The organism is Ruminococcus sp. RTP21204st1_B2_RTP21204_210225 (genome assembly GCF_040914135.1).
GTDB lineage: Bacteria > Bacillota > Clostridia > Oscillospirales > Ruminococcaceae > Hominimerdicola > Hominimerdicola aceti.
The window spans coordinates 46,065-58,174 of sequence record NZ_JBCPGA010000008.1; the positions used below are offsets into that span (position 1 = coordinate 46,065).

Consider the following 12,110-nt stretch of genomic DNA (forward strand, 5'->3'; position numbering starts at 1 on the left):
TTATATAAGTCTTTTGATTATAGTAATGTTGTTGTATCTTGAAAAATACTCAACATTTGAAATAACGATACCAGTGGCAGTGTTCTGGGCATGTACCATTTTGCCGTCGCCGATATAGATAGCAACGTGGTAAATGCTCGAGATCGACGCTCCGCCAAAGAAGATAACATCGCCCTTCTTCATGTTGTTATATGAAACTGTAGTGCCGTATAAAGCCTGCGAAGCCGCAAAGTGCGGAAGATTTATTCCCACCTGTGCGAACGAGAGCATCACAAGACCCGAACAATCCGTTGCACCAAACTGTGAACCGCCCCATACATACGCTCCGCCCACCATGCTTTTGGCATACGAAACAACAGTGTCTATTTTAGAACTGCTTGAATTATCAGGCTTAGGCGCAGGCGCTGCTGTTGTTGTGGTAGTGGTCTTTTTGCTTGTTTCAGGCTTTGGCTTAGCTGTTTCCTGCGGAGTTGTGGTGGTCTGAACCGTAGTTTCGTCAGGCTTTTCCGTCTGAGCCGGCTTCTTCGTGGTAGTGGTCTTTTCACCGCTGTTGCCACTCTTTTTGGTGGTGGTAGTCTTTTTCTTGGTGGTGGTCGTAGTCGTGGTGGTATTCGCCTTTGAGGACACCTCCGCATACTTATTGTCCACCTGCTGTGACTTATTTTCAAGGTCGCTCTTATCGTTCTTTATCTGCTCGATAAGCTTGCCCGACTCCTGCTCCATTTTCAGAAGCTCCGCCTGCTCGCCCGCCAAAGTTTTCTGCTCCTTGGCATATTCCTCAGCCTTTGCTTTGAGCTGTTTTATCTGCTCATCAAGCTCCGCCTTGGTCTTTTCAAGCTTTTTATACTGATCCAAAAGCTCGTTAAGTTCGTCATTATCGTGCTTTGCAACTCTCGTCACAAGCTCTATCCTCATAAGAATGTCATAAAAATCAGATGAATTTATCAGCACGTTCGTGTACGAATCTGCTCCTCCTGCAACATACATTGCACGAATACGCTCCATAAAATCGTCCTTGCCCTCGTTTATTGCAGTTTCCTGCAAGTCAAGGCTGTGCTGAGTGTCAAGCTGTTTGCCGTCAAGCTCTGCCATTTGATCTTCAAGCTCAGAGGAATATTTCTCTGAATTTGCTATCTTTTTCTGTATGGATTTATATTTTTTCTTTATAGCCTCAAGGTTGTCCTGCTCGTCGGCAAGCTTTTTGTCAGCGTCAGCTATCTGCTTATCAAGCTCCTGCTGTTGCTTTTTTAGCTCTTCAAGCTGACTGCTGTATGTATCGTTATCCGCCAAAGCGATATCACTTACGCTTCCGTCAGAAAAACCAAAGGCGGCAAAAGCTATGCACAGAGCCATACAGCCTGCGGCTATTCTTTTCATGGGGTAAATTTTTTTCATAATATCAGTTCTCCAAAATATAAGCGTATTATATATTTCTCACGCTGTAACGTTTATGTAGTCCCTTTAATTATAACGCAAAACCCCGTTCTTGTCAAGAAACCAACCGCTAAAAGCCGTATTTTCGGCATTTTAAGACAATTCGCCGCACATATTTTGTGCGTTATTGCACCTATTCTCCTCCGAACATCTCACCCAAGGTCTTTCCTATAAGCTCGCCTGTATACTGTGCCTGAGTGATAGAATTGCCGTGGCTTCCCACCTCTATAAGAAGCGAGCCGGTGGTCAAGTCCTGATTATAGTGGCGATAGTCGAAAAGAACAGGCCGTGTAAGCCCCTGCCAATCGCTCTCCAAAGCCGACTGCAAAGCACAGGCAAAGTGAAAATTCTTCATATAGTCAGGCATACCCATAGTGCCGTCATCACACCCTGATATTATCATAAGCTGAGCCGCTTCTCTGCCATCTATCTCCGCCACAGGTGCGAGCCTTGTGCCGTCCTCACGCTCTATGCCGTCACGGTGAACGTCAAGACATACCTTTATAGAGGGGTACTCCTCCAATATCTGCTTTACCGCCATTCGGCTTGAATCGTAAGAGCCGTCATAGCTGGGATAATCATGCACAAGTGTATCGTGGATATACGCAACGCCTGCTTTGTCAAGCTGTTCGCATATCTTGTCCCCTACCGACAGCATATTCATTTCAGGTTCGGTGGTCTTGCAGGAAAAGGAGCTGTCATAGTGGTCTTTGTCTGTGGGCTCAAAGCTTTCCGTGGCGTGGGTATGATAAATAAGTATCTGCGGCTCAGAGGAATTTCCGTCTATTTGAAAATCATATGGCTTTGAGCTTTCCTCGTAAAGCTCATCATTTGAAAGGTCAGTGCAGTTTCTCACCTGACCGCCGCCGTCAAGGTCGAAATACTGCTCGCCGTCATATCTTCCGTAGGTGTATTTTTCTATAACACCGTCATTCCCCTCCATGCTTGCAGGATATGGTATCTTGTCCGTCACGTCCTGAGCAGGCAAAGGACTTGGCACTTCTGCGCTTACAGATGGCGTTTGCTTCTCCTGTGGCGCCATATCCATATCCCATATGCTGTGCTTTGACACCACTGCCGCTTCAAGCTTGTTTGATACCACAGGCTTTGATGCCGTATCCGTTTCGCTTTCCATAGCGAAACAAGGCTTGTATTCTCCCATAGCCACCCCTGCCGCCACAGCCGCCACCCTGCCGAACCTGCTTGCAGATCTTGCATAAAGCCATATCCCCGTGGGCATAACGAACGCCACTATTATAACTGCAACACAACGCAGGCAGACTTTCTTTATATCCAATGCTGTCACTCCCATATACATCTTAGTATTATAATGTATATGCAGGACGAGCCGTCATATTACCTGCCCAGCTTCACCTTAACAGGCTTGCCCACTGTCATAGAGTCATGGGTCACGTTGCAGTCATAGCATAGTATCTTCACGCCCTTTCGGGAAGCTTTCTCCAAAGCCTCTCCGAACTCAGGGTGAGTGTCATAATTTGGAGTGAAATATTTCACATCGCTCATCTGAACGAGTATCATTATATAAGACTCATACCCCTCATCAAGGCAGTGAGAAAGTTCCTCTATATGCTTCACCCCACGGAGGGTAGGAGCGTCAGGGAAAAGCACAACGCCGTCTTTCTCCAGCGTACAGCCCTTGACTTCCATGAAGATCTTCCTATCCTGCGACTCTAAGTAAAAGTCAAAGCGTGAATTGCCGTATTTCTTTTCGGGATAGACCGAGAAGCCCTCGCCAAAAGGCATTTTTTCTCTCAGCCACTCCCCTACCGCCTTATTCGGGGCTTGGCTGTCCATGTTTATGAGCCTGTCACCTTTTTCCACTGCAACAAGGTCAAAAGCGGTCTTTCTCGATTCGCTGTCTGAATGTTCAAGCCAAACAGTACACCCCTCCACCAAAAGCTCTTTGCATCTGCCCGTATTTTTCACATGGCAGACCTCGGCTTTGCCGTCTATCTCAACGTTGGCGATAAACCTATTCGGCCTTGATAGAAATTTGCCTTTATGTATATTATCGTATCTCATAATTCGCTCCTTTTATTCTTACTATTCACATTATACCACAAATATGTTTGATTATAAATACCTAAATCAAGCTTTCTTAGCTTTGCTGATTTGTGATTCGATACGAAAAGAGAAAAATATTTCACAAAATCTATTGACGTTATTTGTGAAATATGTTATAGTTTTGAGTATAGGTTATATAACAATAATAATTTATTAAAATTTTAGAAAGAGGTATTTATAATGAAAAAAATAACTGCACTTCTCGTTTCACTTATAATGTCATGCGCAGTAATGGCAGGCTGTTCTGACAGCAGTTCTTCAAGCTCATCAAAAGCAGACAGCACATCAAAGGCAGAAACAAGCGCAGCCGCTGACGAGTCAACTGCTTCAGAAGCAGGCACAGCCACAGATCTCGAGGATACTCTCACAGCGCAGTATACAAAGAAGATACAGGGCGAGAGCCTTGCTATCGACATGACAGTGGCAAGCGAATATGACAATTCATCAGCTGTTGTTGAGATATCAGGCGGCAATATGCACATGAAAATGAACTTTATGGGCGTGGATATGGATATCTATAATATCGACGGAGTTATGTACACACTTGACAGCGAGTCAAAAACGTATTACACTGTTGATATGGAAGAATCTATCGACGACTTCAAGAGCGAGATAGGCTACGGCATTAACGACAGCTACAAGTTCATAAGCTCTGAAACAACTGACGACGGTCTTATCTGCGAAACTTTTGAAAGCACAGAAGATCCTGATATCGAGCTTGAATCAGGCGTAACTCTCGACACAAGCGATTCTGACGATTATTCTTTCACAACAACATTCAAGTATTACTTCAATGCTGACACAAAGGATATTGTTAAGATAGAAACTATCTCTGACGGCTCAACGACTACTGTTACAGTAAACTCATTCACAACTGAAAACGTTGAAGTCAAGCTTCCTGACGATTTTGACAGTTGGACAGAGCAGTCTTTCGATAAGGACACTGAAGATATCCCTTATGACGCTGAACTCGATGTTGAGTCAGGCGCTGAGTCAGCCGAGTGATTCTTGTCATTTTTCGGAGGCAAAATATTATGAACAAGAAAATGGTAACTATTATTGCAGCTTTGGCAATGTGTACAGCAATGGCAGGCTGCACTAAGAGCGATACTGCAAGCTCTTCAAAGGCTGAAACAACTACTACAACAACGGCTGCCGCAGAGTCTGCCGCTCCTGCTGAAAGCAACGCTGACAGCACTCCCGCAAATGTAGGCACAACGGATTATGACGTTGACGGTGATTTCAGAGCTTTCGAGCAGATGAAAGACAAGTATGAGGGCAACTATCTTGCGAACCTTACAGGTCAGATGTCAAACAAAGGCACAAAGTATACTATCTGCATAAAGGACGGCAAGGCTTATCAGGCACTCACAGTTCAGGGCATGAAGTCATACACAGTTTGCCCTGGCGACGGAAAGCTTTACAACGTTTCAGAAGGCACGACTACCTACAGCATTGAGGACGACGACGGAAATCAGTGGAAGTCAGCCGACATTCTTTTCGGCGCGACCCTCGATTTTGACCACGCATATATTGACACAACAACAAACGTTGTTCACGAGTATTATAACCTCGACAGCAGTGTCTCAGGCGGTGAGGGTCAGATAGTTTACGGCTTTGACGGCGCTACATATGACCTTAAGCAGGTAGTTCTGCTCCCAGAGGGTGCTGACGAATCAAGTGCAGTTTACTTCACTGTAGATTCCATTGGCGAAGCAGACGACAGCCTGCTTGCTGTTCCTGATCTTTCTGCTTATACAAAAGAATAATTTTATCTGATCTTTTTCCAACATCGGGCGGACAGACCACTGCGGTCTGCCCGCTTTTTTGCATTTTCAGCAAAGTGTTGTGCAATATGACGGAAAAGAAATTCAAATATTTTTAAAATTTGTGAGAAAAATAGTCTTAAACCCCTTGACAAAATCGTCAAAAGGGTATAAACTATACTTAGCACTCGAGAAGAAAGAGTGCTAACACTTAAATACAATAAGTGCTAACAAGAAGAACGGGTGGTGAGCAAATGGACGACCGCAAGCTGAAAATACTTTCAGCGGTAGTCAATGAATATATCGTAACAGGCGAGCCTGTAGGCTCAAAGGCGATAATGGCTCACGTCAAAGCGTCCTCAGCGACCATAAGAAATGAAATGGCAGAGCTTGAGAAGCAAGGCTATCTCGAACAGCCACACACCTCCGCAGGCAGAATACCAACATATAAGGGCTACAGGCTTTATGTTGACCAGCTCATGGAGCAAAACCAGCTTACAGCAAATGAAAAGAAGATGCTGGATTCAATGATACCGCAGGAATATGTCACAGAGGAAGACCTTGTGAACAAGGCTTCAATGGCATTGGCGGATCTTACGAAATGTGCGGCGGTGGTCGCAAACGCAACGCCAAAGTTCTCGCTTATCTCAAAGGTAGAGGTAATACCTACAGGAAAGAGAATGTACGTTATTTTGATGATAACGTCCAACGGCTCTATTAAGAATAAGGTTTGCCGATTGGAGTTCGACCTCAGTCAGGATCAGCTTGAGTTTTTTGATAACTTCGTAAAGGAAAATCTCAACGGCGTGCCTATCGACAGTCTTTCGGACGCTTATCTTGAAAAGCTCACAGAAGCAATGGGAACGTACATGATGACCCTTTCACCGCTTGTTTCCGAGATAATGAAGATGACAAAGGAAATGAGCAGCGTGTCTATCAAAGGTCAGAGTAATCTTCTCACCTGCAAGGACTTCAACCAAAATGAGATAATAAGCTTTCTCGATAATCAGAAGGAGCTTAAAGGATTTATTGACGAAACGTTCTCAGGGCTTCACGTTATGTTCTCCCCTGAGCGTGACGGGTTTGTTATCCACAACTCCTCTATTATAACAGCTCCGTTCTCAAAGGACGGCAAAACAGCAGGTGCGCTGGGGCTTATAGGTCCTATGAGGCTCGACTATGCGAAGTTTATCCCATATCTCGAGTATTTCACAGGAAAGATATCGGAAATGATATCCGAAAAGCCACAAGAGCAAAACAAAGAAGATGACGAAAATAAATAAAAAGAAAGGCAGGCGGCGTAAATTGAGTAAGGAAACTGAAAAGGACACCGAGCTTGAAAAAGAGGAAAACACCTCTGCTGAAAGCGAAGAAGTGAAAGAAGCGGCGGATACCGCAGAAAATGCCACTGAGGATACAAAGAAAAAGGCGGAGGAGAGCGAAACAGAAAAGCTGAAAAAAGAGCTTGCCGAAGCAAATGACAAGTATCTCAGACTTATGGCTGAATATGATAACTTCAGAAAAAGAAGCGCAAAGGAAAGACTGGAGCTTACAGACACAGCAAAGGGAAATGTGATAAACGGCTTCCTGCCGGTGTTTGACAACTTTGAAAGAGCGTTAGGCACAGAAACTCAGGACGCAGTTTATAAACAGGGTGTTGAAATGATCTTCAATCAGTTCAGCGACGCTCTGAAAAAGCTCAACGTTGAGGTCATGGAGCTTGCGGGCAAGGAATTTGACCCGAACGTTGCAACGGCGGTCAGCACAGTTGACGACCCTGACCTGGGTGAAAATATTGTGGCGCAGGTGCTTCAAAACGGCTACACCATAGGCGGCAAGGTCATAAGACACGCAATGGTAATAGTAGCAAACCCATAAACAAAGACATCGGGACTTAAGGTCTTGATATAAATTAAGTAAATTTTGAAAGGACTTGATCTTATGAGCAAAATCATCGGTATAGATTTAGGTACAACAAACTCTTGTGTAGCAGTTATGGAGGGCGGCGAAGCCGTTGTTATCCCTAACAGCGAGGGTGCAAGAACAACTCCGTCAGTAGTTGGCGTTTCAAAGAACGGCGACAGACTTATCGGTCAGGTAGCAAAAAGACAGGCTGTTACAAACTATGACAACACTGTAATTTCTATCAAAAGACATATGGGCTCTGACTACAAGGCTCACATGGGCGGCAAGGATTACACTCCACAGGAGATCTCAGCTATGATACTCCAGAAGCTGAAAGCTGACGCTGAGGCTTATCTGGGTGAAAAGGTAACAGAGGCTGTTATCACAGTTCCTGCATACTTCACAGACGCACAAAGACAGGCTACTAAGGACGCAGGTCAGATCGCAGGTCTGACAGTTAAGAGAATCATCAATGAGCCAACAGCCGCTGCACTTTCTTACGGTATTGATAAAGAAGAGGATCAGAAGGTCATGGTTTACGACCTTGGCGGCGGTACATTCGATGTATCTATCATCGAAATGGGCGACGGTGTTACAGAAGTTCTTGCCACAGCAGGTAACAACCACCTGGGCGGCGACGACTTCGACCAGAGAATTATCGACTGGATGATCGCAGAGTTCAAGAAGACTGAGGGCGTTGACCTCTCAGGTGATAAAATGGCAATGCAGAGACTTAAGGAAGCTGCCGAGAAGGCTAAGATAGAGCTTTCATCTACAGCATCATCAACTATCTCTCTCCCATTCATCACAGCAGACGCTACAGGTCCAAAGCATCTTGAAATGACACTTACACAGGCTAAGTTCAACGAAATGACAGCAGACCTTGTTGAGTCAACAATGGGACCAGTTCGTCAGGCACTTTCAGACTCAGGTCTGTCAGCTAACGACCTTCAGAAAGTCCTTATGGTCGGTGGTTCTTCAAGAATACCAGCCGTTCAGGAAGCTGTTAAGAAATTCCTTGGCAAAGAGCCATTCAAGGGCATCAACCCAGATGAGTGCGTAGCACTTGGTGCTGCATATCAGGGCGGCGTACTTGCAGGCGATGTTAAGGACGGTCTGCTCCTCCTCGATGTAACTCCACTGTCACTTGGTCTTGAAACAATGGGCGGTATCTGCACAAAGATCATCGAGAGAAACACAACTATACCTACAAAGAAGTCACAGATATTCTCAACTGCCGCTGATAATCAGTCAGCTGTTGATATCAACGTACTTCAGGGTGAGCGTGAGTTCGCTAAGGACAACAAACAGCTCGGTATGTTCAGACTTGACGGAATCGCTCCTGCTCCAAGAGGTGTTCCACAGATCGAGGTAACATTCGATATCGACGCTAACGGTATTGTACACGTTTCCGCTAAGGATCTTGGCACAGGCAAGGAGCAGAACATCACGATCACTTCTTCAACAAATATGTCTAAGGACGATATAGATAAGGCTGTCAAGGAAGCTGAGGCATATGCAGCAGAGGACGCTAAGAAGAAAGAGGACGTTGACGCAAGAAACGCTGCTGATCAGCTTTGCTTCCAGGCTGAAAAGTCACTGGGCGAGTTCGGCGACAAGGTAGACGCTGCTGACAAGTCAGCTTGTCAGGCTAAGATAGACGCTCTTAAGGAAGCCCTCAAGGGTACTGATATCGAGGCTATCAAGGCTAAGCACAAGGAGCTTGAGGAAACATTCCAGGGCGTTGCAACTAAGGTATATCAGCAGGCTGCACAGGCACAGCAGGCAGCAGGCGGTGCCGCAGGCTTTGACCCTAACAACATGGGCGGAGCAAATGGCGGCAGCAACGGCGGCGCTTCAAACAACGGCGGCGACGACGTTATAGACGCTGAGTTTACTGACGCAGAATAAATCATAACGGCTGCCTCTGCTCCGATTTTTCGAGCAGGGGCTATTGCCGTATTAAAAGGCTGTGTGAAAAGCGTGAAAGGACTATACTTACAAAAAGGAGGCAAGCCCATGCCCCAAGACTTTCACGATCTGCAGCTTACAGAGCATGGGCGTTTATATGGCTGAAAAAAGAGATTACTATGAAGTGCTTGGCGTTTCTAAAACTGCCACAGACGATGAATTAAAAAAGGCATTCCGTAAGCTTGCAAAGCAGTATCACCCTGACCTTCACCCTGGCGACAAAGAGTGCGAGGAGAAGTTCAAGGAAGTAAATGAAGCTTATGAGGTGCTTTCAGATAAAGATAAAAGAGCAAGATATGACCAGTTTGGTCACGCAGGCGTAGACCCGAACTACGGTGCAGGCGGTGGAGCAGGTGCAGGAGGCTTCGGCGGATTTGGCGATATGGGCGATATTTTCGATTCCATTTTCGGTGGATTTGGCGGTGGCTTCGGTGGCGGACGTTCTGCTAACCCTAACGCACCAAGACGCGGCGAGGATATAAGAGCGAACGTTGTTCTTGACTTCATGGAAGCCTGCAAGGGCAAGACTGTGAAACTTCGCATAAACAGAGCCGAAAAATGTCCTGACTGTCACGGCACAGGCGCAGCCGCAGGTTCTTCGCCTAAGACCTGTCCTGACTGCCACGGCACTGGTACAGTAAGGATAACACAGAGAACGCCTTTCGGAAACATCGCTCAGACCACGACTTGCAGTCGCTGTGGCGGTAAGGGTCAGATAATCGACAACCCTTGCCATACCTGCAACGGTCAGGGCAGAGTAAAGAAGGTATCTGAAAAGGAGATAAACGTTCCTGCCGGCATCGACGATGGTCAGACACTTAGAGTAGGCGGTGAGGGCAACTGCGGTATAAACGGAGGTCCTAACGGCGACCTGCACATCAACATTACAGTTCGACCTGACCCTATTTTCGAGCGTGACGGCTATGACGTGTGGACAGAGATACCGCTTACTTATGCACAGGCTACTCTCGGTGACGAGATAACAGTTCCTACAGTTGATGGCAAGGTAAAATACACAGTGCCGGAGGGTACACAGACAGGCACAGTGTTCCGTCTGAGAGGCAAGGGCATAAAGAAGGTAAACAGAAACGACCACGGCGACCACTACGTTCGTGTAACAGTTGAAGTTCCACGCAATCTGACCAAAGAGCAGAAAGAAAAGCTCCGTGACTACGAAAAGTCTCTCGGTGAAAAGAACTACGCAAAGCGCAAAACATTCTTTGACAAGCTCAAAGACAAATTCAAATAACCAAAAAAAAGGAGAACGGCACAAGGCTGTTCTCCTTTTTGTTTGCAAAAAAATGCCGCAGGAAGACCCACGGCAATTATCATCTTATCAAGCCATACCTGTGTGCTTTTTGATAGCCGCAAAGGACTCCGCACTGATAACGTGTTCCATACGGCAAGCGTCCTCTACTGCAACTTTCTCGTCAACACCAAGCTTTATGAGCCACTGTGAAAGCAACGTATGACGCTCATACATTTTCTCGGCTATCTCCAAGCCCTTGTCTGTCAAACGAATATAACCGTCCTTGTCGACAGTTATATAGCCGTTCTCACGGAGATTTTTCATTGCCACACTTACGCTCGGCTTTGAAAACTCAAGTTCGTTTACTATATCTATGCTTCTTACCTCGCCTTTGCCCTTGCGCTGGCTGAGAATAAGTATCGTTTCGAGATAATTTTCAGCTGATTCTCTTATCTGCATTATAACGTCCCTCCCTAGAACAAGTTTGTCATCAGGTCATTACGACTATTATATCACATTTCAAACCGCATTTCAAGTGCAAGCACGCTTTTTCAGCGATTTCGATAAACTTTACATCAATGAATTGTGTTGATATACAAAGGCACTGCTCACAAAAAGCAGTGCCTTTAAAGCTGTCTGTTATTTACTGTATACCGCACTCCTCATAGTCTTTCCACTTTTCGGCATGCTCCTTATCCTCAAAATATTTGTATACAAAAAGCGCAGTTGACGCAACAACAAGTATCATCGCACCCATTAAAGTCCAGAACGACTTTTTTCTTGAATAGTTTGACATAACAAAACTTCCTTTCTTTCGCAATAGCATACAAAAACTTGCGGCTATCGCTCATAGCTTTGTTATAATTATACTACACAATGCTCTTTCTGTCAATTATTTTCACAGGATTTTCAGATATATTTTTCCGAGTAAAAGTGCAGAAATTCCTCAAGGCAAAGCCCGCCTGCGGCAATGATACGAGCGGCTTCAACGCCCACATAACGATAATGCCACGGCTCAAAATCAATGCCGGTCATCTGCTCTTTAAGGCGAGGATAACGAAGGATAAAGCCGAAATCTGCGGCATTTGCACAAAGCCACCGAGATTCAGGCGTCTTGTAAAAATCGTCGCTCACATCATTGTCACCCTCTCTGCCGAGATCCACAGCAAGCCCGGTGTTGTGTTCGCTTGACCCGGGGAGAGCGAGAGTTCTGCCCACCTTTTCCACAGCCTTTTCATAACTCAGACCGCCCCACATTTCGTGAGATACTTCACGCTCCCAAAGCATCTGCTGATATTCAAAAGAGCGATAGGCGGAAATAATTTTCAGCTTTATGCCGTCAGCTTCCGCCTTTTTGAGCAGAAGCCTGAGCCTGTTTCCTGCCTGAGCTTCCATAAACTTGCCGTTCACCTCTGTCAACTCCACACGATCGTAAAATCCCATATCTATGGGATTGAATTTATCCACAAGCATAAGATAATCCATATACTGACCTCCTTGTCCTGATGGGGAGAAATGTTTTAACTTAGTATATGCAGATGCGTGTGGAGAGTATACACGGCGAAGCTAAATGAGGAGTAAGGAGTGAGGAATTAGCATAGCTGACCAAAGTTGTGCACAAGCACCAAGCGTAGCGATTTTGCGGCACAACAAACCTGCCAGAATAATCTGTAGGGGCGAACATCGTTCGCCCGTTCTCA

General features: G+C 45.6%; 12 protein-coding genes. 6 read left to right on the forward strand and 6 right to left on the reverse strand.

Features of this window, described 5'->3' with window-relative positions; translation table 11 throughout:
- The 3 genes from AB5123_RS04920 to sfsA form a co-directional block, all read right to left on the reverse strand.
- A complete protein-coding gene (locus AB5123_RS04920; protein ID WP_347503211.1) occupies positions 1 to 1,395 on the reverse strand; it encodes an NlpC/P60 family protein in 1,395 nt (464 codons plus the stop codon).
- Between the two features lie 172 nt (positions 1,396 to 1,567).
- Positions 1,568 to 2,731, reverse strand: a complete 1,164-nt coding sequence (spoIIP, locus tag AB5123_RS04925) for a stage II sporulation protein P (protein ID WP_288162998.1) — start codon at positions 2,729 to 2,731, stop codon at positions 1,568 to 1,570.
- A 59-nt stretch (positions 2,732 to 2,790) separates the two neighbouring features.
- The gene (gene sfsA / locus AB5123_RS04930) at positions 2,791 to 3,477 is read right to left on the reverse strand and encodes a DNA/RNA nuclease SfsA (protein WP_278340338.1); all 687 of its coding nucleotides are present in this window, start codon (positions 3,475 to 3,477) and stop codon (positions 2,791 to 2,793) included.
- A gap of 222 nt (positions 3,478 to 3,699) precedes the next feature.
- Between sfsA and AB5123_RS04935 the strand changes: the two genes are divergently transcribed.
- From AB5123_RS04935 to dnaJ, 6 genes are all read left to right on the forward strand, one after another.
- Positions 3,700 to 4,524 carry a hypothetical protein gene (locus tag AB5123_RS04935; RefSeq protein ID WP_195220937.1) on the forward strand — a complete coding sequence of 275 codons (825 nt, stop codon included), beginning with the start codon at positions 3,700 to 3,702 and terminating at the stop codon, positions 4,522 to 4,524.
- Between the two features lie 29 nt (positions 4,525 to 4,553).
- Entirely contained in the window at positions 4,554 to 5,288 is a 735-nt protein-coding gene (locus AB5123_RS04940) for a hypothetical protein (protein ID WP_368364576.1), read from the forward strand.
- A gap of 251 nt (positions 5,289 to 5,539) precedes the next feature.
- Positions 5,540 to 6,568 carry a heat-inducible transcriptional repressor HrcA gene (gene hrcA / locus AB5123_RS04945; protein ID WP_046439417.1) on the forward strand — a complete coding sequence of 343 codons (1,029 nt, stop codon included), beginning with the start codon at positions 5,540 to 5,542 and terminating at the stop codon, positions 6,566 to 6,568.
- Between the two features lie 22 nt (positions 6,569 to 6,590).
- A complete protein-coding gene (gene grpE, locus AB5123_RS04950; protein ID WP_243246465.1) occupies positions 6,591 to 7,163 on the forward strand; it encodes a nucleotide exchange factor GrpE in 573 nt (190 codons plus the stop codon).
- A 63-nt stretch (positions 7,164 to 7,226) separates the two neighbouring features.
- Positions 7,227 to 9,101: a molecular chaperone DnaK gene (gene dnaK, locus AB5123_RS04955; RefSeq protein WP_041337396.1), complete on the forward strand. Its 1,875-nt coding sequence runs from the start codon at positions 7,227 to 7,229 to the stop codon at positions 9,099 to 9,101.
- Between the two features lie 157 nt (positions 9,102 to 9,258).
- Positions 9,259 to 10,410, forward strand: coding sequence for a molecular chaperone DnaJ (dnaJ, locus tag AB5123_RS04960; protein WP_022287717.1), 1,152 nt, complete (start codon positions 9,259 to 9,261; stop codon positions 10,408 to 10,410).
- A gap of 87 nt (positions 10,411 to 10,497) precedes the next feature.
- On the opposite strand, the gene AB5123_RS04965 is transcribed toward dnaJ, so the two are convergent.
- The 3 genes from AB5123_RS04965 to AB5123_RS04975 form a co-directional block, all read right to left on the reverse strand.
- Entirely contained in the window at positions 10,498 to 10,869 is a 372-nt protein-coding gene (locus tag AB5123_RS04965; RefSeq protein ID WP_022287718.1) for a metal-dependent transcriptional regulator, read from the reverse strand.
- Between the two features lie 184 nt (positions 10,870 to 11,053).
- Positions 11,054 to 11,206, reverse strand: coding sequence for a hypothetical protein (locus tag AB5123_RS04970; protein WP_022287719.1), 153 nt, complete (start codon positions 11,204 to 11,206; stop codon positions 11,054 to 11,056).
- A 113-nt stretch (positions 11,207 to 11,319) separates the two neighbouring features.
- Entirely contained in the window at positions 11,320 to 11,895 is a 576-nt protein-coding gene (locus tag AB5123_RS04975; protein ID WP_349197721.1) for a M15 family metallopeptidase, read from the reverse strand.
- Positions 11,896 to 12,110: the final 215 nt, after the last annotated feature.